This is a genomic window from Peribacillus sp. Aquil_B1, from assembly GCF_022603275.1.
In the GTDB taxonomy this organism is placed as follows: domain Bacteria; phylum Bacillota; class Bacilli; order Bacillales; family DSM-1321; genus Peribacillus.
The window spans coordinates 1,228,927-1,253,625 of the sequence record NZ_JAKXEE010000001.1 but is presented as its reverse complement, the minus strand read 5'-3'; the positions used below and the strand labels follow the sequence as shown (position 1 = coordinate 1,253,625).

The window sequence follows — 24,699 nt, the reverse complement described above, 5'->3', positions numbered from 1 at the left end:
CCCACATCCGTTCATAAATATAGTCGTCAATCCTAAACAAAAGTTACATACTTCGGCTTTTATCTTATTATAAAATTCCGTTAATTTCCACATATTCGCGACTTATCTGTTTCCTAAAAAAAACAAAGGCAAGTTGGAAAGAAATCCAATTGCCTTTGTCTTCTCAGTTCCTTATGAAACAAGATTTTTTGGCAAGCCACCCGTCATTCATTCAGCATTCTCCAAAATTCGAGGCAGGATAAAACTGAACGTCGTCCCTTTATTAGGCAAACTGTTTACCGATATGAAGCCATCATGGGCATTGATTATATTTTTTACGATTGCCAAACCCAATCCGGTTCCCGAACGCCCGCGGGTCCTTGCTTTATCCGCTTTATAAAACCTCTCGAATACAAAAGGTAAATCTTCTTCGGGAATTCCAGATCCAGAGTCCTTCACATCAATGATCAGGCCCCTTCGATCATTTGTCCTCTGAATGACATCAATGTTACCTCCTGAAGGAGTATGACGAATCGCATTATCAATTAAATTGGTCAAAACCTGTTCAATACGGTCCGGATCGAAATGCCATTGAATTTGATCATCTTCAAGACTGGCTGATATTGTGATCCCTTTTTCTTTAGCTAGTCCGGAAAACTTACTTGTAATCCTCTTTAAATAAGGTGAAATAGGTACACATTCATAGCTAAGGTTCATTTTACCCGATTCCAATTTAGCTAGATCGAGCAGATCATTGACTAAACGTCCCATTCTCAAAGACTCATCATAGATGATGCGGGCCATTTCCACCTTTTCCTCTTCACTGCTCGCAATGTCATCTACGATCGCTTCACTATATCCCTGCAACATTGAAATCGGCGTTCTTAACTCATGGGAGACATTCGCTATGAAATCAGTCCTAAGTTTGTCCATACGTCTTTCATCACTCATATCCCGTATGATGGCCACCGCTCCCCGAATATTGTCGGCATTTGTATATAGCGGACTGACAATCAATCCCCAATCACGTCCCTGCAAGGTAATTTCACCGACCTTCTCCTTATCGAAGGATTCTGATTCGTCAAATAGATTCATTAAAACCAAGGGAACATTCACATTATCTTCACGGTTAGAGCCCTTTTCAAAGTACCAGGATTGCAGAAACCTTTCCGCGGGCGGATTCGTTTCAAGAATGGTGCCATCTTTATTGAAGGTGATGACCCCATCTGCCATACTGCTAAGAATGCTTGAGAGGTGTTCCTTTTCCTGACTAAGTGCATTCATATTGAATTTTAGCTGCTTTCTCATCTGATTAAACGCTATAGCCAGCTCACCGATTTCATCTTGAGTCAGAATTGGAACCTTTGTATCAAATTTCCCCCGGGCAATCGCTAGAGCGGCTTCCCTCATCTTCACCAATGGGGCATTGATTCTTGTGGATAAAAAGAAAGCAAAAATCGTTGTCAAAATAATGGCGATGCCCGCTGCCAATAAAATGAACTGTGTTGTGGATTTTGTGGTTTCTTCCATGGATTCCAACGATTGAAATAGAAAAACTTCATCCTGTTCCCCATTCAATTCAAGTGGAATGCCTACTACGATTGCTGACAGTTCTTCGTTACCCGTTTCATCGGATAGCGCCATTTCCTTTTTTACAGTCTTTCTTTCCGTAAAAACCTTGAGTAATTCTGAATCATTTTTTATGAGTTCCGGTGTGATTTCGAACTCATTAACTCCTCCGATGGATGAGAATATCATTTTGTCATCATTAAGAATGATCATTTTCGATTCGTTGCCTATTAGTTCCGAAGCTATTTGTAAAACCTCATTGCTGGATCCCTGATGTTCATTGGTAACCTTAATGATTTGTTCAGCGGTTTTGGTTAAATCATTTTCAATATTTTCAATTTGGAAATTCTCAAAGAATTCAACCAGCAGAACGGTTAAGACGATTAATACAAACGACACGAGCAATAGGATCGTTGCCCATAGCTTCCCTACAACACTGCCCCATAGCATCAGTCATTAACGACTTCGAACTTGTAACCTACACCCCAAACGGTGACAATCATCTTGGCTGCGTTTTCGGATATGCGGTTTAATTTTTCACGTAAGCGTTTAACATGCGTGTCTACAGTTCGAAGATCTCCAAAGAATTCATAGTGCCACACTTCTTTTAACAACTGCTCCCGATCGAAAACCTTATCTGGGGATTTCGCCAAGAAATATAATAATTCATATTCTTTTGGTGTTAATGAAACCTCTTTGTTATCCGCAAGCACACGATGGGCATCATTATCAATGGTTAGATGCGGGAAGACGATCACATCTTTTGCCGTCGTTTCCGTCTGCATGTAACTTGTGCTTGATGAGCGGCGTAATAAAGCCTTAACCCTTAACACGACTTCACGGGGACTGAAAGGCTTTACGATATAATCATCGGTCCCCACTTCGAACCCTTGTACGCGGTTCACTTCTTCCCCTTTAGCAGTCAGCATGATAATCGGTGTCGTTTTCTTTTCCCTTAATTCACGGCAAACTTCGATTCCATCTTTACCAGGCATCATAATATCCAATAAAATTAAATCATAATCATTTTCAAGGGCTTTTGTTAAAGCCACATCTCCATTTTCAGCTTCATCGATCATGTATTCTTCTCTTTCCAAATACATCTTTAGCAGCCGGCGGATTCTTTCCTCATCATCCACCACGAGAATTTTAATAGCATTATACATTATGTAATCAGCCTCCTATTCATATATTCTACAAAATGAAAACATCCATGACTAATACTTTTTCCTTACAAAGTACGATAAAGAGCGTATTTCGCATGGCTTCCATGAACCTTTCACCATTTTGTCACAAAAAAAAGACTTCCGACCGCTACTAAGAATTAATAAATGCTAATTCAGCGAAATATTTTTTATAAAAGGAGTGACGGAAAAAGGGATCATTCTCTAGAAAAATCGATAAGCCAACTCCTCGACGTTTCTATCAAAAGACCCCCTTCATCTAAATATTACAATACAGAATCAAGCATATGAATGCAAACCAGCAATAACAAGATTAACGAATATCAAGTTAAACATGATGATGGCAAAACCGATTACGGCAAGCCAAGCTGATTTTTCCCCTTGCCACCCCTTTGACATGCGCAGATGCAAGAAAGCCGCATAAAACAACCAAGTAACCAGTGCCCAGACCTCTTTCGGATCCCAGCCCCAGAATCGTGTCCAGGCCACTTGAGCCCAGATCATTGCAAAAATGAGGGCACCGAGTGTAAAGATCGGAAAACCGATAAGGACCGAACGATAACTAATTTCGTCCAATAAATTCAAATTCACATTTTTAACGATCGGTTTAATCAATGCCGCCACTCTTTTGCGAGCAATCAACCTTATTAAACCATACAGGATGAGTCCCGCACCGATTGACCAAATTACAGTATTCAGCTTCTTGGCATTGATCAGTGCAGGCATGTCCACCAGTGGTTCAAACCGATCCGTCTCGATAAGTTTCCCTTCATGGGGACCTACAAGTGCAGGTAGGTTAAATTCTTGCTTAGCCGGTACACCTTTTTTATCGACCCAATCAAAATTTGCCTTATAATCCATGGCAGCAAAAGAAGAAGTGATGATGACGAAACCGATGGTGCAGACTAAGGTGAACATGATGGTTTCAAGCCAGAACGTTCTTTTGCTCGATTGTGTCTGATCGACGAATTTGATTAAATAAATGATGGCAGTAACGAAACTTATCGCAAGGATGGACTGTCCTGCCGCTGCAGTCGTTACATGAATATGAAGCCAATCGCTCTGCAGAGCAGGGATGAGTGGCGAAATCTCTGTAGGGAACATACTTGCATATGCGATTATCAATAACGCAATCGGCAAAGCGAATAGCCCAAGGGCAGGTGTTTTATAAAGAAAATAAATTAATATGAAAGCACCGACCAGCATCATTCCGAAAAAGGTCGTAAATTCAAACAGGTTACTTACCGGGGCATGGCCGGCAGCAATCCATCTTGTGATGAAATACCCAATTTGCGCTGCAAATCCGATAATGGTAATGAAAATGCCAAGTCTAGCCCATTTGTTTTGTTTCTTTTCCTCTGCTCCGCGTTTATCCTTGATCGATCCCCCAAATAAAAAGGTAGCGATCAGATATAAAATAAAAGCGGCATATAAAAAGTTACTGCTTAATTCAGCCATTTAAAACTTCCCCCTTACTAGAAGATTTCTCCTCTTCAAGTTGATCCATTGGTTCGGAAAGTGATGTTGTTTCTATCGCTTGTTTTATATCTCTTTTAATGCCGTGCCAGTTTTTGTTTGTATGACCGGCCATTAATATCTCATCATCTTTCCTCTTAATCCATATACGCCGGTGATTCCAATAAGACCCTTGGATAACGCCGATCATGAAAATGATTCCACCCGTGAATAGGATCCAAAGCGTTAAATCCTTCCTGACGGTCAAAGCCGTGACATCTTGGGTTTCGACACCATTAAAAGCCATTTTATAAGTGTTTTCCCCTAAAGGCTCCACAGTCTCCTTAATCGCCACGAAACTGACTTCACCCTCTGGCTTATCCGGAGTATGCATTTTAAAGATAAATGCTGGATTATTCGGAATCTTCGATATCGTTCTAGGTTCGCCTTTTTCATCGAACTCGAAATCAGGGAAGTAACTGATCAAGTCAACGGAATATCCTTCTTTCAACTCGTATTTCTTTTGAGGATTATTCAAATCAACCTTTAAGCTGCCATATTTCTCTTCAGTTTTTTTATTTATCAAATTAAAAGCCATCGTACTGAGTTCATCTAATTTATAGTCTACTTGGTAGAGAGCATAATGATCATGTTTCAGAGGTTCATTGACTTTGATTTTATAATCTTTAAGCTTTTGAAGGTCCACTTTTTCCCCTGGTAAGGTTTCTCCCTTGCGCTCATAGAGGGTAACATCGGATTGATAGGTTTTTGCGATCGTACCGGTTTTATCAATGGCAGCACTGTACTGCTCATCTTCTTCATTCTCTTTGTCATATACCTCTAAGGTAAATTCATTATTTTGGAGGTAGTATTCACCATTTGTACCCGGGATTTCTTTTCTCTCGCCTTCACGCAGCCAAAGTACTTTGTCGATATACATCCCAGGGACGGACCGCAATAATGCTCCAATTAAGAAAATGATAAGTCCAATATGATTTACATAGGGTCCCCAACGTGAAAAACGACCCTTTTCGGCAAGTATATGACCGTTTTCCTCTCGTATATGATAACGCTGCCTTTTTAGTCTATCCTTTACTTCTTCAAGGTTTATATCTTGATCTTCAAGCTTTGTCACCCCATAAATCCGCTGACGTTTCATGAACCCGTCATGACGGGTGACCCCTTGTTTTTTTAACGATCGATATAATGGAAAGAACCTGTCGATACTGGCAATCAATAGTGATATGCCCAGCATGCCTATGATAATCAAATACCACCATGAACTATACAAGTTATGAAACCCGAGTTCATAATACACCATTCCGAACCAGCCGTATTCCAGTTCATAATGCTCGGCAGGCGTAGCTGTTGAAGGGATGTACATTTCCTGGGGCAAAATCGTCCCGATAGCTGAAGCGATCAAGGCAATGACAATGAGCGTCACCCCGACCTTAACGGAAGAAAAGAAGTTCCATATTTTATCGATGATCGTTTTTTTATATGTTTGTGAACGCCTGGCGCTTCCTTCATATCTCATATCAATAAGTTTGTTCTCTTTTTCGTTATCAAGCACCATACCGCATTTCCCACAAATCTTTGTGCCAAACGGATTTACATGACCACAATCGCATTTTACTTCTTTCATGTCAAAAACTCCCCAATATTATGGTTTAATTCTCTCCATATGCTTTTGGATGCTCTCTTCTGTCAAAGCTCCGGTGATGATATCTATCACTTTCCCCTCTTTATCAACCAAAAAGGAGACAGGCAATATATCCACGCGGTAAGCATTTTCCACTTCCCTACCTTTATCGATCATGACAGGAAAGGTAAGATCATGCTTTGTAATGAAATTATTGACAGCATAGTCAGATTCCCCGACATTAACCGCCAATATCTCAACGCCTTGGTCTTTAAAGTTTTTATATTGATTTTCCATATAAGGCATTTCATATTCACACGGCTTGCAATATGTACCCCAAAAGTTCAGGAAGACGCCTTTTCCCTTGTAATCGGAAAGTTTATGCTCTTTGCCTTCCATATCAGTCAAGACGAAATTGGGTGCATCAGATCCTTTTCTCAGACTCTCATTCTTATCTTTAGTGAAGTTCGTATAAAGGGCAAACACTAAAGCTGCACCTAAAAGCAGGAGAATGATGGTTCTGCTAATGAGGCGTCGCTTCTTTTTATCCATAGAGATCCTCCTAAGGCCACACTAAATTTAACCATACCATTATACCATTTAACGTCATGTCCTTTTTATTTACATTTCTGAAGGTTTTGTGACATTCTTTCCCGATTCATGAAGGAAAAGGTATTTATAGGTTGTTTTCCACCACCCATTCTTCCAGGAGGAGAATGGGATAGTGGTTTCAGCCTATCAATACAGGAAAAATTCTAATCTACATTCTCCGCTGTTTTGGCTCGGTCGTTGCCAATGTCCGCATTAATTTAACTTCATGTGGAGTCAGCTCCCGGGAATCTCCTGCTGTTAAACCGTCCAAGGTCAAGAAACCATATTGTTCCCTCTTCAATTTAATGACGGGATGGCCAATTGCTTCGAACATCCGGCGGACTTGCCTGTTCCTGCCTTCATGTATTGTGATTTCAACGATGGCTGTTTCCTTTTTCTTGTCGGTAGACAATACCCTTGTCTTGGCTGGAGCAGTCTTGCCATCCTCCAACTTGATACCTTTATCCAGCTTTTTCAAGCTTTCACGCAAAGGCATTCCTTTCACTTTTGCCACATACACTTTATCCACTTCATGCTTCGGATGCATTAACGTGTTTGCAAATTCTCCGTCATTCGTTAAAATCAATAAGCCCGAAGTATCGTAATCCAAACGGCCAACTGGATAAATCCGTTCATTGATGTAAGGGAAAAAGTCCGTTACGACTTTTCTATTCTTATCATCAGAAACTGCCGAAATGACGCCGCGCGGTTTATAGAATAGGAAATAAACCGGGGCTTCCTTTTCAAGCGGGACTTCATTAACTTCAACCTTATCATTAGGCCCTACCTTCACACCTAATTCCTTCACTACTTTGCCGTTCACTTTTACCTTACCTTCTAAAATCAACTCTTCTGCTTTACGGCGGGAAGCCAGTCCAGCATGTGCTATCACCTTTTGTAATCGTTCCATCTATCTTCACCCCATAGTATAATCATTCGTTTGTTATTGTCTATACATACACAATCATACAATTATTACATATTGAGAGGCAAAAACAAAAGGTTTTTCGCGATTAAGAGCTTTTCTTTTATTATTACACCAATAATGGGACAGTTAAATGGGTTGGTTTCCATAATGAGTGTAACATAGCTTATTTTTCCATACAAAAAAATGTTTCTTTTGATGAAAGTTTGAATGCACCTTATTAATGGAGGGCTAATTATAAGAAAAATGACAAAAAAAAAGAAATGGAATCGCCCATTTCCCTACCTTTAATTCATACCGAAAACCAGTGTGACGACAATAACGGCAGCTATGATTCCGATCAAGTCTGCCAAAAGGCCGACCTTAAGGGCATCACCCATTTTTTTGATTCCGACGGCTCCAAAATAAACGGTCAATACATAGAAGGTGGTATCTGTACTTCCCTGAATCGTGGCAGCCAAGCGCCCAACAAAGGAATCCGGTCCATAAACCGATATCAGGTCGCTCGTGATTCCTAAAGCGGCTGTTCCGGATATTGGTCTAATAATCGCAAGGGGTAAAACCTCAGATGGAAAATGAAGAAAGGAAAGCAAGGGGTGCAGTGATTGTACAATGAAATCCAAGGCCCCTGATGCCCTAAATACTGAAATCGCCACAAGCATCCCTACCAGGAAAGGGATGAGGGAAAAGGACATGCTGATTCCTTCTTTCCCCCCCTCAACGAAGGTCTCATAGGTGGGAACTCTTTTCAATGTGCCGTACAGTAATATACAGAGAATCAAAATCGGTATCATCCAAATTGAAATGGTGGTCATCCAGTGCAACATCCTATTCCCTCCCGTTCCTCTTTCTCCTGTAATAAAAATATCGATCTATCGCGATTCCTCCAACGGCAGAAATGGCCGTTGCTATTATGGTCGGAAAAACGATGTCCGTCGGGGAGTGGGCATCGTAATTCATGCGGATCGCAATGACAGTAGTTGGAATCAACGTTACGCTTGAGGTATTGATTGCTAAAAAAGTGACCATCGAGCGGCTGACCGTTGCTTTTCCTCCATTTAGTTTCTTTAGCTGTTCCATGGCTTTTATACCAAGAGGCGTAGCGGCATTCCCCAATCCGAATGTGTTTGCCATCATATTGGAAAGTATATACCCCATAGCGGGATGATTAGGAGGAACTTCTGGGAACAGCCATCTCATGAATGGCTTGAACAAGTTGGATAGTTTATCTAACAGCCCCGACTCCTCCGCTATTTTCATCAGACCCAGCCAAAAAACAAGTATGCTCATCAATCCCAGACAAAGGGTGACCGCTTCCTTTGCGCTGACAAAAAGAGCTTCATTCACCTGTTCCATCGTCCCATTAACCATGCCAAAGACAATACCAATCACAAACATCCCGAACCAAATGTAATTAACCATTTCGTCCGATTCCCAATACCGCTTCAAATACCTCAGCCCATGAAGATTGGAATGATTGTTGTTTGAAGCTTTCTTTTGCTTCCCCATAAAAGATCGAACGAGTGCCTATTTTCTTTCCATCGAGATAGATGGATGCTCTGCCGACCACTTCCGGGATTTTCCTTTTATCTTTCCAAGCCTTCTGAGGCTTCAGCAATTTCATTTTCACATTGACCAATTCTCTCTCTTCTTTTGTCAGTGGGTACGAAAAATCATTTTTAATGTAGACATGCCCTTTATATATTTTATTTTCCATATTTTTTACCATGCCTTCGGGTAAAATTTCTGTCGGCTTATAATCCTTAAAGGCGGATTCGTACATTTGAATATGATCATTCCAATCATCGGGACCATTCAATGTCACAGCAATCAGGTCATGTTCGTTTTTTGTCGCCGTCGTGACCAAGGTTCGTTTTGCTAGTTTGGTATACCCTGTTTTCCCTCCTGTGCAATACTCATATAGTTGTGTAAGTAAACGGTTCTTGTTCTTCCATACATAATCCCATTGTTCAGTGGAATTAGGTGCCCTGTGTTCCTTTGTGCCGGCAATCTTTACATACGTTTTATTTTGCATGGCATAACGAGTGAGTATGGCCATATCATATGCGGTTGAATAATGGTTCTTCGTATCATCCAAACCATGTGGATTTGAAAAATGGGTATTTTTCATTCCGATTTCTTCAGCTTTTTGATTCATCATCCAGACGAATCCATCCAGGCTTCCCCCAACCTTTTCGCTGATTGCGACTGCTGCATCATTACCTGAACGAAGCATCAAGCCATAAACCAAATCTTCGAGCTTAATTCTTTCTCCTTCTTTTAAATAAAGTGAAGAGCCCTCCGTCCCGAAGGCATTTCTGCTTACCTTCACTGTTTCATCCATTTGTCCCGATTCAATTGCCAAGATAGCCGTCATTATTTTCGTAATGCTTGCAATACGGTTCTTTTCATGGGCATTCACTTCATAAATGACCCTTCCGCTATCCTCATCCATTAAAATCGCACTATGGGCACTTACGGATACATTTGCTTTGGCGCTTTGTACAGGAGCCATAAAAGACAACAGGAGAATGACGATACACAAACTTGATAACCCTTTATATGGAAAACGCATGAGTGCCCCCTCGTCTCTTTACTTGTTTTTGTACAAGTTTATGCAAGGGGACAAGGGTTATGAATAAAAGAATGTAAACCATCATGATATCTACTGATTTTCTCTGTGATTTCCCATAAAAAAAATCGATAGGGGGACCCCTATCGATTTAGTGTTCTATCATACTAATAATGCAGCAATTTCATCAATTTTCTTAGCTCCGAATACCACTTCTTCATCATTGATGATCATGGCCGGCACGCTCATGACTTTATATTTCTTCTTGATTTCCTGGAAATTGCTTATATCGACCATTTCCGCTTCAACGTTAGGATTTTCAATCGCTATGCGCTGAGCGCCCACTACAACGTCAGGACAGTAGTGACATGCCAATGAAACCATAACCTTAATGTTCGCTTTTTTACTGATACCCTTGATTGAATTCAATACGGCTGAATCCAATGCTTGACCAGGCCCGGCCAGGTTATAGATAGCCAAAATGAAGGAATTCAACTCATGTCCGCCTGGTACACCGTGGTATTTGACGCCACTGTATTCACCATTCGAATTTAAGAGGGAAACGACAGGGAACTTGTCTGCATTGATTTTTTCTTCAATTTCCTTATTTTCCCCTTTGTTGTATAACTCAAGATGAAGCTTATCTCCTAATTCCGCAACATCCAACAAGAAGTCTCGTAATTCGACTGATTTTGGCAAACTTTCATCGACGATGGACACTAATGTAACGTCGCTCTCCATCTTGCCGAAGATTCCCTTTAATTGGCCACGTAACGCATCACTCAATAAAGCGCTCTTGCCTGCCGGGACAGCGGCCTGTTCTTTTTTCGCCGGTTTCTCAACTTCAGGTTCATCTTTGATTCCCAGGCGATCTTTTTCTTCTGCAATATATTTACCGGCATCCGTTGCTGCTATCGCTCCATCGGATACAGCTGTGATGATCTGGCGCAAGGATTTTGGCCTTAGGTCGCCCGCGGCATAAACACCCTTCACATTCGTCTTCATATCATCATCGGTTAAAATGTAACCAGCACCATCCATTTCGATATGGCCAGTGAAAATCTCTGTTTTCGGCTCGTAACCTATGAAAACGAATACGCCAAACGTACTGTCTTCTTCCTTCGCCTTATATTCAAATTCTTCTTTAGTCGCATTATTTATGAAACGGGCACTTTGAATCATCCCGTCTCCATATACCCCAAGGATCTCCGTATTGAATTTCACTTCAATCTTATCATTGGCCATTACTTTATCAACAATGGACGGGGCACACGAGAAGCTTGATTCCCGGGCGATGATTGTAACTTTTGTTGCAAAGCGTGTCAGGAAAATAGCTTCTTCAGCAGCTGCATATCCTGCCCCGATAACGAAAACTTCCAACCCTTCAAAGAATTCACCATCACATGTTGAACAATAAGCTACACCGCGGCCGGTAAATTCCTCTTCACCTGGAAATCCCAGTGTCCTTGGAGAAGCACCCGTTGCAATGATGACGGCCCGTGCATGGTAGTCCCCGCCAAGGGTTTTAACGATTTTCACCTCACCGGAGAAATCCACGCCCGTTACATCGGCTTTGGCGAACTCAACGCCAAAATCCTCGTTTTGAAGCTTCATTTCTTCAACTAATCTAGGGCCCGATATATGACGGATACCAGGATAATTGGCTATTTCCGACGTGGTTGCAGCTTGTCCGCCGCCAGTTCCTTTTTCTAGGATTATAGTTTTTAACTTAGCTCTTCCTGCATAAACACCGGCTGAAAGGCCTGCAGGACCGCCACCAATAATTAATAAATCATATATTTTTTTCATCTTTTGTGCTCCTTGCTGAATGATTATAACGTGCTAAACGGATTATTTTGAAAAACAAAAGGCACTTATTTTAGGTAAGTGCCTTTTGTCATTAGATCATGTCGGACGATTTGTCCAGTAATCGTAATCAATGCTGGGTATGTCCATTACCTGTAGAAATGGACCCTCCCATTAAAAATTAAAGTTTACCTACAAGGTCTAGGCTTGGTTCAAGAGTATCTTCACCTGGAGTCCATTTTGCAGGGCAAACTTTATCTCCATGTTCCGCTACGAATTGTGCAGCTTGAACTTTTCTTACAAGTTCTTCTGCATTACGGCCAATTCCTAAATCATTGACTTCGTATGCTTTAATTTGTCCTTCTGGATTTACGATGAAAGTTCCACGTAGAGCCAAACCATCTTCTTCAATCAATACACCGAATTGACGGGATAAAACGTTTGCCGGGTCAGCTAGCATTGGATATTGGATTTTACCGATCGTATCAGTAGCATCAGCCCATCCTTTGTGGCTGAAATGAGTATCTGTTGAAACTGAGTAAACTTCACAACCAATTTCCTTGAATGTTTCATAGTTATCTTGAAGATCAGCTAATTCAGTTGGACATACGAAAGAGAAGTCAGCTGGGTAGAAAAAGAATACTGCCCATTTTCCTTTAACATCTTCAAGTGTAACTTCTTTGAACTCTCCTGCATGGTAAGCTTGTACTTTAAAATCTTCAACTTGTTTATTGATCAATGACATAATAAATTCCTCCAATAGCTAATTTTTTATCTGCTCCTATTTATAATAATTATTAAATAGAAACTAGTCAATAAATATACCTTAATAATTTTTAAGTTCACAAATTGGTCACAGTTTTTATATTGATATAAATTAATTATTTTTAAAAACCCATAGTACCTCAAATTAGCATTATTAACACATTTCCAATGCTATTTCAAGGATTTAAATAAGTCATATGCTCATTATTTCGTGAAATGATATCATCTCCCTTTCAATCTAATTATAATATCCAAATGAGAATCATAAGTCGCTTTAAAAGTAAATTAGCAGGTTCTCCTTCATATCCTTGCCATAATTTCCCTAAAAAATTCTTGATACAAAATTTCAGGCAAAAAAAACGACCCTTTACGGCTCGTGTCAGTTTGACGGCAAAATGTTGTTCGGATTCCGAATAGTAAGGTGAAGGTCGAAAAAAATTTGTGAACGGTCGAATATAGTGCATCAACGGTCGAATACTGTGCGGGGTAGGTCGATTAAAGTGTGATTTAGGTCGATTAACTGTGTTAACCTCCCAAGACAGTGCTGTGGGTCGAATAAAGCGCTCCGGTCTTTATGTTTTTTTACTGTAATCTTCATTGAATTTAGAAATTAGCGACATTACTGCCGAAAAACTGGGTTGCCGAGACATCAAAGGCGCTTGCTTTGATTCGGCTTGGCAGGCTAAAGAGAGCGGATTTCTGAAATCAACTGAACTTTTCAAATAAAAAACTGCAGGCAAACTGAGTTTTCATCGAGTTTGTCTACAGTCTGGAACGAACCTTTACGACTCGTGTATTTGTATTTGGTTCTCCTAAAACTTCACTATATTTTACCTGTTATTGTTTTTTCCAAATAAGCTTTTTCGCTTCGGTGAACCTTACGGCTGTTTTCGGCCAGTTTACTACATCCCACCATTTGTCCACATAGGCTGCCCGATTATTTTTATATTGCAGGTAGTAAGCATGCTCCCATACATCAAGAACAAGGATTGGGATCGTATCCCACTGGGTCAAAACCATATGCAATTCCGATTGAAGTATTTCTAGCCGCCGCGCACGCGGAACCCAGACTAAAATCGCCCAGCCAACACCTTCTACTTGTTTGGCAGCTTCACTAAAATGACTTTTAAAAGCGGCAAAGCTACCAAAATCCTTCTCTATCTGGTTAAGTAAATCTCCCTTTGGCTGTCCGCCGCCTCCCGGAATCATCTCTTCCCAGAACAGCGTATGGAGATAATGGCCTGACCCATGAAAGGCTGCTTCCTTTTCCCAATGTTTCAACAAGGAAAAATCTTTCGTTTCCCTCGCTTTTTTCATCATCAATTCCGCTTTATTCAGTCCATCGACATATGCTTGATGATGCTTATCATGGTGCAGATACATGATTTCCCTCGAAATCGTCGGCTCCAACGCATCATAGGCATAAGGTAACGGTGGTAGCGTATGCTTCCCAATCGGCACCGATTGCCTTTCCTGTATATTGAATTCCCTAGCTAGCTCTTCAATTTCCTCGTAGACCCGAGCCATCTCTTCTTCAATCAAGACCAGATCCTCATAATCCATTTCTTCCTCATCCATATCTTTTGTCATCTCGGAAAGCCGTTCAATGTTTGACAGCAATGGCGAATCAGTGATATCGATCTTCTCAAGATATTCCATCACTCCATCAACCCAATCACTTACCTCTTTAGCATAATCTCTTACATCAGACATCTTGCAACCTCCTCTTGGCCTTTATGCACATAAATCATCAAAGTATTTTATGTTTCGAATAAGAGGAGATTCCATTTATAAATAAAAAAAACAGCAAGGCCTATTAAGCCTAGCTGTTTCATTATCTTGACTGTAACATTTTCGTCCGGTAATCCGTTTCATAAAACTCCAATTCTTCACGCATGGTCTGGAATCCACTTTCCACGGCTTTCAGAATGGATATTATGCTGTCAGGTACACTTTGGTGAAATTTAATCGAGTTTTTCCCTGTATAGGCAGATCTGCTGTCCTCAAACCACCGATCTGATTTAGGGGAAAAGTATTCTTCGATACATTGATGATAAATTCTATAAAGCGTCTTTTCAGCTGCAGCTTTATTGAAAACATCATTTTTCAGAACGATTTGGCAAGCCTCCAAGCCCTCTTCACAACTTACAAGCATTCTTCTTAGACTAGAAAGGATCCCTTTATAATAGGTTTCATCCCCGCTTTTTTTCTTCTTGAAGCTTAGAATAGGTCGTCTCATTTATAAATTCCTCTAGCTGAGCCACTGTCGTTTCTAAAAAGCCTTTTACATCCTCAAGCTGAGATTTTACCAATGTATTCCCCAACCGTGAACCCTCCTCAAAATGATTAAGATTGAATATAATAGTCAACATGTGATTCTATATCATATGGTTTAGCTTGGTCAATAGATATAAACACTTTCTCCAATTTTTCAAAATCCATATTTTCGAAATAACCAGCCAGCTCTTTTTCTGTATTTATATATATACGTTTTCGGTTAACCAGGCTCGGGTCCTTGAGTAGACAGACCATGGCAATGATATCAGCCATATAAATATCCCTGTTAGGGCTTTTGAAAATGGGATTGGCGGGATATGGGGTCCAACGAGTGACCATCTCATCAAAATAGCGAAGGTACAGTACATTCAGCGTCTTTTCTTCTCCATCCTTTATGTATTGTATAACGGATCGATTAAAGAAGTCCTCAGGTGAATTTGACTTTGATTTTTCAAGCCCAAATCCATTGCATGCTACAATTTGCACCCGCAATCCCCCCGCATTCATTTTTTTCTATATTATCACAATTTAAAGAAAAATGTTATTCGATTGTTTGCTGAAATTTTTCAAAAAACAGATCGGCTTCACCATTTTCAAAGCTATCATCCGAATTATCGGCGAGAGGCGGTAATTCATCTATGGAATTCAGGCCGAAGTAATCCAAAAACTCTTTTGTTGTCCCATATAAATAAGCCCGACCGGAGCCTTCAGCACGTCCGACCTCTTTTATTAAAACTTTAGTGACAAGTGTATGAATGGGGCGTTCCGTTTTCACTCCGCGAATTTCATCAATTTCCGCTCTGGTAATCGGCTGCTTATAGGCAATGATTGCGAGTGTTTCCAAGGCCGCCTGGGACAAGCCTTGAGTGCTTGATGTTTCCACTAGCCTTTTCAAGTAATCCGAGTGCTCTTTTTTTGTCGTCATTTGATAAACACCCGCTATTTCGATCACCTGGATCCCGCGTACATCAGATATATATTCTTCCTTCAAACTTTCAACGATGTCCGTTGCTTGATATTCCGTAATTTCCAGGACAGAGGCAATTTGTTTGACGGAGAGCCCTTCATCTCCGGCAGCAAACAATAATGCCTCAAGAATCCCTTTCCAATTAATAACTTCCAACTGGTTCTACACCTTCCTTAGCAGCAATCATGATTTCCGAAAAATTATCTTCCTGTTCAACGATGATTTCATTTAGTTTCATCAGCTCCAGCACCGCCATGAAAGTGATGACGATATGCTCCTTAACTGGGAGCGAAAACAGTTCAAAAAAACTTTTCTTCCCTTTTATTGATTGTAACTCAATCATGATTTCATCCATTCGTTTCTCTATCGATATCTCTTGTTTCGTTACTTTCGTGTATAGCGGCTTTTGAATCTTTTGCCTTCGAAGCAGTTTTTGCAGAGCACCCAACATATCATATAGACTTATATTCAACTCTTGTTTATCACTTTCCGCTTCTTTAACATAATCAGATAAATCACTTGGGGGTTTAGTGAACAGCAAGCTGCGTTCTTCTTCCATCCCTTTAAATTCTTCGGCTGCATATTTATACTTTTTATATTCTAATAGTTTTTCCACAAGCTCGTCCCGTGGATCTTCCTCAAATATTTCCCCATCTTCATCAATCAATTGTTCATCTTCATGCTTTGGAAGCAACATTTTACTCTTGATGGCAAGCAATGTTGCGGCCATCACCAGATATTCGCTGGCCACATCCAATTCCAGATGCTGCATTGTATGAATGTACCCTAGGTATTGATCTGTAATATCAGCCATCGGAATATCGTAGATGTCTATTTCCAGGCGATTAATCAAATGCAGGAGTAAATCCATCGGACCTTCGAAAGCGTCAATTTTTATATTATAACCCATTAAATTACCTCATTTAAATCTAATTGGCCGGAAAAGGCCTATTTCTTTTACTAATCAAGTATAGTGGATTGCCGCCCTTTATCCAAATAATTATTTACTGTCCCTAGAAAAGTTTTTATTAGGGATTTCCGACAAATGGGTCGTTGCCCAATCACATTCCGAAATCCAACATAACCTAGAAATGTAAGAATAGCAGAACAAAGGAGGTACTCATTATGGGTGCAGGTGGTTTTGGAAACGGCGGCGGATTCGCGTTTATTGTAGTATTGTTCATTTTATTAGTTATCGTTGGTGCTTCTTGGTGTTAATGGAAGACTGACGAATCAAGCTGATTGCCTTGCAATCGGCTTTCTTTATTTTCCAAGAAAAAATTCTATGCTAAACTTGGTGAGTATACATAGCGGTGTTAGGCTATAATAAAATGTTTTTTGCCTTACATTAGAAAATTCCATCAAACTAAAGGGGTGCTCCTATTGAATTACGCGGAAGACTACCTTTCCTTCCTTGTCCATTTCCATGGGACTAGGGATTACTTCGAATGTCATGAAATTCTTGAAGAATATTGGAAAGAAACTGCGCCAAAAGAGCGTGACTCTCATTGGGTCGGGCTCATTCAAATTGCGGTTGCCCTGTATCATGATCGCAGGGGAAACAAAAAAGGGGCTGCAAGGACCCTGTCTAAAGCCCTGACAAATCTCCACCATAAAAAGGCCGAGCTCCTGGAGTTGGGACTCGATCCAGAACGACTGTCCAAACTGCTCGAGGACACCCATGAGCGAATATTATCTCAAAAGCCATATGAAAGCATTAATCTGCCGATTACGGATCAAGACTTGATCGAAATATGCCAGACCATGTGTTTGCAAGAAGGGTATATATGGGGTGCAGACAGCGACATGGCTAATTCATCCATAGTCGATAAGCACCTAATGCGTGACCGTTCGGATGTCATTTCCGAAAGGGCTCGGCAACTATCCCTTCGAAAAACAAGAAAGGAGGACCGCCCTTAAAGGTGGTCCTCCTTTCACGCTTTCATATTCAGAATTCTTCACATCTGTCAAGAAAGCTTTCGGTAAACTCATTTGCTTTTAATTCTTTGTCAGGATATTGCTCCTTGATGGCCCTGACCATCGTTTTACCGATACCTTGCTTCCGGAATGATGGATTTACAGATATATGTTGTATCTCAATGTGATTTGGAGAAACTTCTATCCCGATCAAGCCCGTAATCTCTTCATCTTTCCATAAGAACAGCTGTAGGTTTTCATCCGTTTCATAATTCTTCATCGTATTCCGAAGCGTTTTTATCTCTTTTTCATTTGGCATGAAAGATAATAATCCCATGGCAAACTTCTCATAACTTTTCTTATACTTAATCAACATAATATCCCTCGTTACTAAATAACGTTTTTATTATCTTCCTGTTAACAATTAATTTGCTTTGAATAATAATCCTCACATATAACATTTACATCATACATAAAAACCTCGTTCGTTTCAACATCACTTTCAGCACTTGATTTATCGATGGGCTATGTGCTAAGCGATAAACAGCCAGTATACGATTCCCCACATCAAAGCGATAATAAGCATCATAAGTAAAAGAGTCTTATTACTTTTCCTCATCCCATACTCCCTTTATGAATGGTCCAAATATTTAAATAACGAATTCATTCTACTATAACTTAACACAATCTGACAAATATCCTTGCAATCTTGCTTCGATTTTACTACATTGGTAAAGTGATCTAGGTTCATAGAATGCCCTCTTAGGTATAAAAGACAATGATACACCAAACTTTTCCGTTAAAAAAACGCCGCTATCTTGGGCTACTAAAATTTTTTTCAGGAAAATATGTATCTTTTTTATCCTTTGTTTCGTCATATACTATGAATCTGATTTAAAAGTGCCGCCCTTTTATTGAAAGATTCCCAATTCAGCAGGAAAAGTTAAGGAGGATTATCATGAAAAAAATGAATAAATGGGTCATTGTAACCATTTTATTATGTCTATTATTGCCATATAAGGCTTTTGCAGATGCAGCTGTTGGTGAAATGATCGTCACACTTGGTGAAAATTTGACGAATGAACAAAAAAATATGATTTTATCTGAAATGAAAGCACCTAATGATGTTGAGGTCCTTACGGTTACAAATGCGGAGGAACATGAATACTTAGGTGACTATATTGCTAGCCGCCTGATCGGTACAAAAGCGATTTCATCTTCTGCGATTACTTTGGAGGAAAAAGGGACCGGACTTAAATTGGAGTCGAAAAACATTAACTGGGTTTCCGATGAAATGTATATCAATGCCCTGGCAACTGCTGGAGTAAAGGACGCTACCGTTTATGTCACTGCACCTATACCCGTCTCCGGTACAGCGGCTTTGACAGGGGTCATTAAAGCCTATGAAATCTCTGCCGATAAGAAGATTCCTGAAGATGTGAAACAGGCAGCGAATGAAGAAATGGTGAAAACAGCAAAATTGGGTGACGAAATCGGTACAGAAGAAGCCTCTGCACTTGTTACGAAAATCAAAGAGGAAATGGCTGCAAATCCACCAGCCAATACTGAGGAGGTCCGCGAGGTTGTCGAGTCTTCAGCAAAAGACCTTGGAATCACCTTAAACGATGCTCAAGTCCAAAGTTTAATTGATTTATTCAATAAGCTAAAAGAATTGGATATTGATTGGAACGCCGTCGGTGATCAGCTTACTGCAGCTAAAGATAAGCTTTCCAATTTTCTTGAATCCGAAGAAGGTCAATCATTTCTGGATAAATTGAAAGAAGTCTTCAGTAGTTTAATAGACGCGATCAAGTCACTTTTCAGCTGAATAAAATAAAAAAAGGATGGCCAATGCCCTCCTTTTAGACTGTAGGCAAGCTCGATAAAAATCGAGTTTGCCCACAGTTTTTTTTATTGCATTTAACTGTTGATTTCCACTCCAGGCACTCGCTTTCCGCGGGTGCCTGCGGGGTCTCCCTCGGACGCGCTTTTCCCGCAGGAGTCTCGTACCTTCCGTTCCAATCAACTTTGTTTTAACATTTAGATGGAAAACACACCTGAGGAGTTGAAGGTATTCCTTTGGGTCAGCTTGGTTCGGAACATCATCTGATCAAAGTTCCGTTTTCCATAGCGCTTTTATCTACAAACTAAAAAGGATGGCCAATGCCATCCTTTTTTCTATTCTTTATTGACGACTGCCGCTTCATGAAGGGCCAAATCCAAATGGATAAGATCTTCGTACGTCTCACGTTTGATGACCAACCGGGCTTCTCCATTTTCGGCAAAGACGACTGCCGGTCTCGGAATCCGATTGTAATTATTCGACATGGAATATCCATATGCCCCTGTACAAAATACCGCCAAAACATCACCGCGGCCGGCTTTTGGCAAAGGTAAATCCCAAATCAGCATATCTCCGCTTTCACAGCATTTCCCGGCAATGGACACTGTCTCTTCTACAGGGTCAAGCGGCCGGTTAGCCAGAATTGCATCATACTTCGCCTCATAAAGAGCTGGGCGTATATTATCACTCATGCCCCCATCAACGGCAATATATTTACGGACATTAGGAACTTCCTTTTCAGAACCGACCTTGTATAACGTCACACCGGCGTCTCCGACTAAAGAACGGCCAGGTTCAATCCAGATTTCAGGCATTTCTAAATCGGAATCAGCAATCAGGTTCTGCACTTCCCTAACGATTTCCTCAACATATTGAGACGCCGGTAGTGGATCGTCCTCTTGTGTATATCGAATCCCGAATCCCCCTCCGAGATTCAATACCTTTGGTTGAAACCCTACCGAATCGTGCCAATCATTCAGCTTGCCAATAATTTTTTGGGCTGCGAGAAGGAAACCCGTCGTTTGAAAAATCTGGGAACCAATATGGCAGTGCAGCCCTAGAACTTCCAGGAAATCACTTTTCAGCGCTTGCCTAAGGGCTGCTTCGGCCTGGCCGTTAATAAGATCAAAACCAAATTTCGAATCTTCTTGCCCTGTCAAAATATAATCATGCGTATGGGCTTCGATGCCTGGTGTTACACGAAGAAGGATTTTCACCTTTTGTTCACGGTTTGTACAAATCTCTTCCAACAGTGTCAACTCTGAAAAATTATCGACTACTATACAGCCAATGTCATAATCCAAAGCCATATGTAGCTCTTCTTCACTTTTGTTATTTCCATGAAAGTGAATCCGTTCTGTTGGGAAATTTGCCTTAATTGCCGTATACAATTCCCCCGCTGAGACAACATCGAGAGAAAGTCCTTCTTGCTCAGCCAACTGGATCATGGCAATCGAAGAAAAGGCCTTACTTGCGTAAGCAACTTGAGCTGAAATCCCCAATTCCTCAAAAGTTCTCTTAAACCCTCTTGCCCGTTCGCGAATTAACTCTACATCATAAACATATAATGGTGTGCCAAATTGTTCGATCAATTCGATCGTGTCCACTCCGCCAATCTCCAGATGTCCACGTTCATTGACACCGCCGGTTCCGTACAAATGCATGATAGCCTCACCTTCCTGACTTAAAACTAAAGATTAATAAGAAATGAGGCAGCCTCAAATAAAGAAACCCTATGAGAGGTTCTCTATATGAACAAGCCTCATCCAAATCGATTATTCCATGTAAATATTGTCCTCTATGACTGCTTGGTAGTTCGAAGGGAAAGACAGATTGGTTTAAACTCCAAAGAGTCATAGTAGCTTTATCTCTTTGTGAAGCCTAACTTTACCGCTTTATCCGAATAAAATTAAATTACCACAACTTTTCGACAACATCAACCTTTAGATTTTCTCGGCTGCCTATATAGATCCTGGGGATGTACAATACTCGGACGTTCTATAGAACCTGGATAAGGTCTTCTAAATATTATATGTGACAAGGCTTTCGGCTGAAACGGTAGAAGCGGCCATAAATAAGGTGTATTTAACGTTTTTATGCTAGTAAGCATGATAATGTAGAGCGTGATGCCTATGACCAGACCAGGCACTTTAAATAAAGCGACCAAAACTAGCAGGGCCAAACGGGAAATTTTATTCGCAACCCCTAGTTCTAAACTTGGAGTGACAAATGTACCGATTGTAGCCACTGAAGCGTAGAGAACCACTTCAGGAACAAAGAGGCCAACATCTATCGCTATCTGCCCTATCAAAACTGCCGCAACCAAGCCCATCGCCGTAGAAAGCGGGGTCGGAGTATGAACGGCTGCCATCCTTAGGAATTCTATCCCAATATCGGATATGAAGATTTGGACTACAATGGGTATATGCGTTTTTTCATTCGGACCGATATACTCAAACTTTTCCGGCAGGAGGGAAGGCTCTAAACAAAACAATAACCAAATCGGCAGCAAGAATAACGAAACGAAAATCCCGAGAAACCGGACCCAGCGCACCAAGGTCCCAACGGCAGGTGCCTGCCGATACTCCTCAGCGTGTTGCATATGATGGAAAAGAGTGGACGGGGTAATGATGACACTCGGTGAAGTATCCACATAAATAAGGACATGACCCTCAAGCAAATGCGTTGCCGCTACATCAGCCCGTTCCGTGTATCTGACAAGCGGGTATGGGTTATATTTTTGCTTGACGATGAACTCTTCGATCGTTTTATCAGACATCGTTATGCCATCAACCTCAATACTATTCAATTCCTTACGAACGATTTCTATTAAATCGGGATCGGCAATATCTTTAATGTAGCCGATGGATATATCCGATTTCGATCGTTCCCCTACATGCAGCATTTCGAAACGTAATCTTTCATCCCGGATTCTCCGCCTGGTTATCGCTGTGTTAATGATGATATTCTCGACAAAACCATCCCTTGATCCACGGACGACTTTTTCCGTATCTGGTTCTACAGGCTGTCTCCCGGGATAACTCCTGACATCCACAACCAATCCTATTGGTTTACCATCAACAACAACGACTATTAAACCGGATAATACCTGATCAACAAGTTCATCCATCGTCTTTATTTCTTGAACGGACTGGTGTACGAGCAAGTCTTTGACTGTATCAAAAACTTTAGTTGACACGATATCGGCATTTTTGTTATGAATAAGAGAATCGAGAATATCAATGATGTACTCTGTATCCGTCAGCCCGTTTATATAGTAAAGATGGACATCTTTTCTTAAGACCTTTATTTTTCTTACTCCTAAGTCGAAGCTGACGCCTAGACCTACATTCTCTTCCATGTACGCGTCAACTTCCGCTACCCTACTCGGAATCGGTTTCATGTTTTCAGGTTTTTCTGAAGTCATCATGACCACTCCTTTCCAATATGATTTCCACCGCTAGCTTCGTGATCGGTGCTCCTCTTTTAAAATCGTCCTGATGGGACATTTTCCCTATATCTCCTATCCCCACTACGATGGGAACATGTAATTGATCGATGCAATACACCGTATCTCCTGTTAACTTGCCCAGTTCAAATTCCTCGGCGCCGTATTTATCAACCCCATTCGGTGTCAAATTACCATCACGGTCAATACAGATATCCACCTTGGTCCATTCTTCCCTTCTAGTCTTAGAAGCGACCGCTATTACGCCAAGGACATTAATATCAGGGTGTCCTGCAACTACCTTCATTGCCTGTTCGCCTGATCCTTCTCCTATAAAACCGCTATCATCAAACATGACCAATACAGGATCATACTTGGCCTTTTTTATTAATTCAACTAACTCCAAGCCCGTATATCGTGATGGATTACCTTGAGACATGGAGATACATCTTCCCCCAATTTCCATGGCTACATGCTCGACAGCCCGTTTCGCATACTCATCTCCATCCGTAATCAATATCACTTTTCGTTTGGTCACCATCTTGGGCCTACCTTTCATCATCAGGAATAGTTACCTCATAATCTTATAAATCGACAAAATAAATCCATTGGAATAATGATCCGGCTATTTTTCCCAATACGAGTGCCATCAACAGATAAATAATCTTTTCTTGGATTCCGATTCGTTTTGAAAGAACCGGAAATACATTAAGGACTTCAGTTAAAGCAGCAGCAAGCATCCCATTAAATATCCCGTCAGCCAAACCGATCGGAATTAATAAAAAATGCGGGAGGGAAAGTTCCGTTTCCTGTAATCCTAACCATGTTCCTGCGACAACTCCGGCTATGATGGCTCCTTCGTAGTAATGTATCATTTTCATTGTTTTTGTCAGCTGAGTCAGCCTCGGAATCACCCCAAGTACAGTTAAAAACGCTACAAAACCGGCACCTGTCGCAAAACCACCAGCTAAACCGACAAAGATTCCGAAGACGATTTTACCGGTCATCAAGGTGGCGCACGTTCTCCTTATTTTCATTCATGATTACATAACGGTCCAAATCCTGCTGATAGTTGAACATTTCAACCTCGAGCGGACTAGGTTCCTCATTGAAGCGTTTTTTAAAGAAGTGATTAAAAAATAGAATCATGCCCATACCAAGGCCGAAGCTATATGGGATTTGGATCAATAACGGCTTATCTTCCACTTTTCCCGTTATTATAGTAAAGATTTTTTGATGCACTTCCCCCATGCTGACATCCACATGAAAATTCATGATTGTCATTCCGCCGCCGACAAATAACAAAAACCAAACTAAGGCGAATGTCAGGTATGACATTTTCTTTTTCGAAAGGATGATTTCGATGATCGTTTGGGAGGGCCCGAATGTCTCCACTTCAATAGTCGGATCCACCTTGCGGATGGCCATGATAACTTGAGCCAAATCAATGACAATAATATTCCTATCTTCCTTCTTGACCGTTAATAATATGATTTCTTCAATTAAGGCAATCACTTCTTCAGGTCCGATTATCCTTGCAATATCTTTTATTCTCACCGTTTGATTTCCCTTTACCTGTACACGGTTCCTCATCCTGATATATACAACTGCCACTATCATCACATCCCGACCTTTTATTTCCTTATGCTAGTAGTATGGATTGGAAACAGTTTGAAAATGCAGGAAGTGAACCATGTCCAAATATTACTAATTTGAAAACAAAAAAAGACACGCTGCAATGACAGCATGTCTTTTTGAT

The 24,699-nt window shown here is 40.8% G+C and carries 26 protein-coding genes; 3 read left to right on the top strand and 23 right to left on the bottom strand.

Going from position 1 to position 24,699, the window contains the following annotated elements:
* Positions 1 to 207 precede the first annotated feature (207 nt).
* The 17 genes from MPH60_RS06375 to MPH60_RS06300 all read right to left on the bottom strand — a co-directional run bounded on the left by MPH60_RS06375 (position 208) and on the right by MPH60_RS06300 (position 16,642).
* A complete protein-coding gene (locus MPH60_RS06375; protein WP_241592405.1) occupies positions 208 to 2,001 on the bottom strand; it encodes an ATP-binding protein in 1,794 nt (597 codons plus the stop codon).
* A complete protein-coding gene (locus MPH60_RS06370; protein ID WP_101222452.1) occupies positions 1,998 to 2,714 on the bottom strand; it encodes a response regulator in 717 nt (238 codons plus the stop codon). The genes MPH60_RS06375 and MPH60_RS06370 overlap by 4 nt, the downstream gene beginning before the upstream one ends.
* Before the next feature lie 297 nt (positions 2,715 to 3,011).
* Positions 3,012 to 4,190 carry a c-type cytochrome biogenesis protein CcsB gene (ccsB, locus tag MPH60_RS06365; protein ID WP_241592219.1) on the bottom strand — a complete coding sequence of 393 codons (1,179 nt, stop codon included), beginning with the start codon at positions 4,188 to 4,190 and terminating at the stop codon, positions 3,012 to 3,014.
* Positions 4,183 to 5,832: a cytochrome c biogenesis protein ResB gene (resB, locus tag MPH60_RS06360; protein ID WP_241592228.1), complete on the bottom strand. Its 1,650-nt coding sequence runs from the start codon at positions 5,830 to 5,832 to the stop codon at positions 4,183 to 4,185. The genes ccsB and resB overlap by 8 nt, the downstream gene beginning before the upstream one ends.
* A gap of 18 nt (positions 5,833 to 5,850) precedes the next feature.
* The gene (resA, locus tag MPH60_RS06355; RefSeq protein ID WP_034308103.1) at positions 5,851 to 6,381 is read right to left on the bottom strand and encodes a thiol-disulfide oxidoreductase ResA; all 531 of its coding nucleotides are present in this window, start codon (positions 6,379 to 6,381) and stop codon (positions 5,851 to 5,853) included.
* Positions 6,382 to 6,589: 208 nt separating this feature from the next.
* Positions 6,590 to 7,330, bottom strand: coding sequence for a 23S rRNA pseudouridine(2605) synthase RluB (gene rluB / locus MPH60_RS06350; RefSeq protein WP_034308106.1), 741 nt, complete (start codon positions 7,328 to 7,330; stop codon positions 6,590 to 6,592).
* Positions 7,331 to 7,632: 302 nt separating this feature from the next.
* Positions 7,633 to 8,172, bottom strand: coding sequence for a spore maturation protein (locus MPH60_RS06345; protein WP_137023788.1), 540 nt, complete (start codon positions 8,170 to 8,172; stop codon positions 7,633 to 7,635).
* A 1-nt stretch (position 8,173) separates the two neighbouring features.
* Entirely contained in the window at positions 8,174 to 8,767 is a 594-nt protein-coding gene (locus MPH60_RS06340) for a nucleoside recognition domain-containing protein (RefSeq protein ID WP_101222457.1), read from the bottom strand.
* Positions 8,760 to 9,920, bottom strand: a complete 1,161-nt coding sequence (locus MPH60_RS06335) for a D-alanyl-D-alanine carboxypeptidase family protein (protein ID WP_241592237.1) — start codon at positions 9,918 to 9,920, stop codon at positions 8,760 to 8,762. Before MPH60_RS06335 ends, MPH60_RS06340 begins: the two co-directional genes overlap by 8 nt.
* A gap of 159 nt (positions 9,921 to 10,079) precedes the next feature.
* A complete protein-coding gene (locus MPH60_RS06330) occupies positions 10,080 to 11,726 on the bottom strand; it encodes an FAD-dependent oxidoreductase (RefSeq protein WP_241592239.1) in 1,647 nt (548 codons plus the stop codon).
* A gap of 178 nt (positions 11,727 to 11,904) precedes the next feature.
* The gene (gene ahpC / locus MPH60_RS06325) at positions 11,905 to 12,468 is read right to left on the bottom strand and encodes an alkyl hydroperoxide reductase subunit C (protein WP_034308115.1); all 564 of its coding nucleotides are present in this window, start codon (positions 12,466 to 12,468) and stop codon (positions 11,905 to 11,907) included.
* Positions 12,469 to 13,325: 857 nt separating this feature from the next.
* On the bottom strand, positions 13,326 to 14,201 hold the full coding sequence (locus MPH60_RS06320) for a superoxide dismutase (RefSeq protein WP_241592241.1): 876 nt from the start codon (positions 14,199 to 14,201) through the stop codon (positions 13,326 to 13,328).
* Positions 14,202 to 14,322: 121 nt separating this feature from the next.
* Positions 14,323 to 14,727, bottom strand: coding sequence for a DUF3907 family protein (locus MPH60_RS06315; protein WP_405389492.1), 405 nt, complete (start codon positions 14,725 to 14,727; stop codon positions 14,323 to 14,325).
* Positions 14,681 to 14,812: a hypothetical protein gene (locus tag MPH60_RS27945; protein WP_405389490.1), complete on the bottom strand. Its 132-nt coding sequence runs from the start codon at positions 14,810 to 14,812 to the stop codon at positions 14,681 to 14,683. The genes MPH60_RS06315 and MPH60_RS27945 overlap by 47 nt, the downstream gene beginning before the upstream one ends.
* A 22-nt stretch (positions 14,813 to 14,834) precedes the next feature.
* Complete coding sequence (locus tag MPH60_RS06310; protein WP_241592249.1) at positions 14,835 to 15,251, bottom strand: hypothetical protein; 417 nt, start codon at positions 15,249 to 15,251, stop codon at positions 14,835 to 14,837.
* 55 nt (positions 15,252 to 15,306) lie between these two features.
* Positions 15,307 to 15,888, bottom strand: coding sequence for an SMC-Scp complex subunit ScpB (gene scpB, locus MPH60_RS06305; protein ID WP_076365560.1), 582 nt, complete (start codon positions 15,886 to 15,888; stop codon positions 15,307 to 15,309).
* Positions 15,875 to 16,642 carry a segregation/condensation protein A gene (locus MPH60_RS06300; RefSeq protein WP_241592251.1) on the bottom strand — a complete coding sequence of 256 codons (768 nt, stop codon included), beginning with the start codon at positions 16,640 to 16,642 and terminating at the stop codon, positions 15,875 to 15,877. The genes scpB and MPH60_RS06300 overlap by 14 nt, the downstream gene beginning before the upstream one ends.
* Before the next feature lie 215 nt (positions 16,643 to 16,857).
* Between MPH60_RS06300 and MPH60_RS06295 the strand changes: the two genes are divergently transcribed.
* The gene (locus tag MPH60_RS06295) at positions 16,858 to 16,950 is read left to right on the top strand and encodes a YjcZ family sporulation protein (protein WP_072273196.1); all 93 of its coding nucleotides are present in this window, start codon (positions 16,858 to 16,860) and stop codon (positions 16,948 to 16,950) included.
* Between the two features lie 165 nt (positions 16,951 to 17,115).
* Positions 17,116 to 17,652, top strand: coding sequence for a DUF309 domain-containing protein (locus MPH60_RS06290; RefSeq protein ID WP_241592253.1), 537 nt, complete (start codon positions 17,116 to 17,118; stop codon positions 17,650 to 17,652).
* A 28-nt stretch (positions 17,653 to 17,680) separates the two neighbouring features.
* Here MPH60_RS06290 and MPH60_RS06285 read toward each other — a convergent pair whose 3' ends face one another.
* Positions 17,681 to 18,025 (bottom strand): GNAT family N-acetyltransferase, encoded by a 345-nt coding sequence (locus MPH60_RS06285; protein WP_101222466.1) that lies wholly within the window; start codon positions 18,023 to 18,025, stop codon positions 17,681 to 17,683.
* A gap of 582 nt (positions 18,026 to 18,607) precedes the next feature.
* Between MPH60_RS06285 and MPH60_RS06280 the strand changes: the two genes are divergently transcribed.
* On the top strand, positions 18,608 to 19,477 hold the full coding sequence (locus MPH60_RS06280) for a DUF1002 domain-containing protein (RefSeq protein WP_230176973.1): 870 nt from the start codon (positions 18,608 to 18,610) through the stop codon (positions 19,475 to 19,477).
* A 350-nt stretch (positions 19,478 to 19,827) separates the two neighbouring features.
* Here the strand turns inward: MPH60_RS06280 and lysA are convergent, their stop codons facing one another.
* The 5 genes from lysA to MPH60_RS06255 all read right to left on the bottom strand — a co-directional run bounded on the left by lysA (position 19,828) and on the right by MPH60_RS06255 (position 24,557).
* Positions 19,828 to 21,156 carry a diaminopimelate decarboxylase gene (lysA, locus tag MPH60_RS06275; protein ID WP_241592255.1) on the bottom strand — a complete coding sequence of 443 codons (1,329 nt, stop codon included), beginning with the start codon at positions 21,154 to 21,156 and terminating at the stop codon, positions 19,828 to 19,830.
* 272 nt (positions 21,157 to 21,428) lie between these two features.
* A complete protein-coding gene (locus MPH60_RS06270) occupies positions 21,429 to 22,895 on the bottom strand; it encodes a spore germination protein (RefSeq protein ID WP_405390719.1) in 1,467 nt (488 codons plus the stop codon).
* Between the two features lie 4 nt (positions 22,896 to 22,899).
* Complete coding sequence (locus tag MPH60_RS06265; protein WP_241592260.1) at positions 22,900 to 23,481, bottom strand: stage V sporulation protein AE; 582 nt, start codon at positions 23,479 to 23,481, stop codon at positions 22,900 to 22,902.
* 43 nt (positions 23,482 to 23,524) lie between these two features.
* Complete coding sequence (locus MPH60_RS06260) at positions 23,525 to 23,947, bottom strand: stage V sporulation protein AB (protein ID WP_241592407.1); 423 nt, start codon at positions 23,945 to 23,947, stop codon at positions 23,525 to 23,527.
* The gene (locus tag MPH60_RS06255; protein ID WP_241592409.1) at positions 23,937 to 24,557 is read right to left on the bottom strand and encodes a stage V sporulation protein AA; all 621 of its coding nucleotides are present in this window, start codon (positions 24,555 to 24,557) and stop codon (positions 23,937 to 23,939) included. Before MPH60_RS06255 ends, MPH60_RS06260 begins: the two co-directional genes overlap by 11 nt.
* Positions 24,558 to 24,699: the final 142 nt, after the last annotated feature.

Coding starts and splice junctions, on each gene's coding strand:
- MPH60_RS06370 (WP_101222452.1), bottom strand. CDS start 2,714: ATGTATAATGCTATTAAAATTCTCGTGGTGGATGATGAGGAAAGAATC.
- ccsB (WP_241592219.1), bottom strand. CDS start 4,190: ATGGCTGAATTAAGCAGTAACTTTTTATATGCCGCTTTTATTTTATAT.
- resB (WP_241592228.1), bottom strand. CDS start 5,832: ATGAAAGAAGTAAAATGCGATTGTGGTCATGTAAATCCGTTTGGCACA.
- resA (WP_034308103.1), bottom strand. CDS start 6,381: ATGGATAAAAAGAAGCGACGCCTCATTAGCAGAACCATCATTCTCCTG.
- rluB (WP_034308106.1), bottom strand. CDS start 7,330: ATGGAACGATTACAAAAGGTGATAGCACATGCTGGACTGGCTTCCCGC.
- MPH60_RS06345 (WP_137023788.1), bottom strand. CDS start 8,172: ATGTTGCACTGGATGACCACCATTTCAATTTGGATGATACCGATTTTG.
- MPH60_RS06340 (WP_101222457.1), bottom strand. CDS start 8,767: ATGGTTAATTACATTTGGTTCGGGATGTTTGTGATTGGTATTGTCTTT.
- MPH60_RS06335 (WP_241592237.1), bottom strand. CDS start 9,920: ATGCGTTTTCCATATAAAGGGTTATCAAGTTTGTGTATCGTCATTCTC.
- MPH60_RS06330 (WP_241592239.1), bottom strand. CDS start 11,726: ATGAAAAAAATATATGATTTATTAATTATTGGTGGCGGTCCTGCAGGC.
- ahpC (WP_034308115.1), bottom strand. CDS start 12,468: ATGTCATTGATCAATAAACAAGTTGAAGATTTTAAAGTACAAGCTTAC.
- MPH60_RS06320 (WP_241592241.1), bottom strand. CDS start 14,201: ATGTCTGATGTAAGAGATTATGCTAAAGAGGTAAGTGATTGGGTTGAT.
- MPH60_RS06315 (WP_405389492.1), bottom strand. CDS start 14,727: ATGAGACGACCTATTCTAAGCTTCAAGAAGAAAAAAAGCGGGGATGAA.
- MPH60_RS06300 (WP_241592251.1), bottom strand. CDS start 16,642: ATGGGTTATAATATAAAAATTGACGCTTTCGAAGGTCCGATGGATTTA.
- MPH60_RS06295 (WP_072273196.1), top strand. CDS start 16,858: ATGGGTGCAGGTGGTTTTGGAAACGGCGGCGGATTCGCGTTTATTGTA.
- MPH60_RS06285 (WP_101222466.1), bottom strand. CDS start 18,025: ATGTTGATTAAGTATAAGAAAAGTTATGAGAAGTTTGCCATGGGATTA.
- MPH60_RS06280 (WP_230176973.1), top strand. CDS start 18,608: ATGAAAAAAATGAATAAATGGGTCATTGTAACCATTTTATTATGTCTA.
- lysA (WP_241592255.1), bottom strand. CDS start 21,156: ATGCATTTGTACGGAACCGGCGGTGTCAATGAACGTGGACATCTGGAG.
- MPH60_RS06270 (WP_405390719.1), bottom strand. CDS start 22,895: ATGAAACCGATTCCGAGTAGGGTAGCGGAAGTTGACGCGTACATGGAA.
- MPH60_RS06265 (WP_241592260.1), bottom strand. CDS start 23,481: ATGGTGACCAAACGAAAAGTGATATTGATTACGGATGGAGATGAGTAT.
- MPH60_RS06260 (WP_241592407.1), bottom strand. CDS start 23,947: ATGACCGGTAAAATCGTCTTCGGAATCTTTGTCGGTTTAGCTGGTGGT.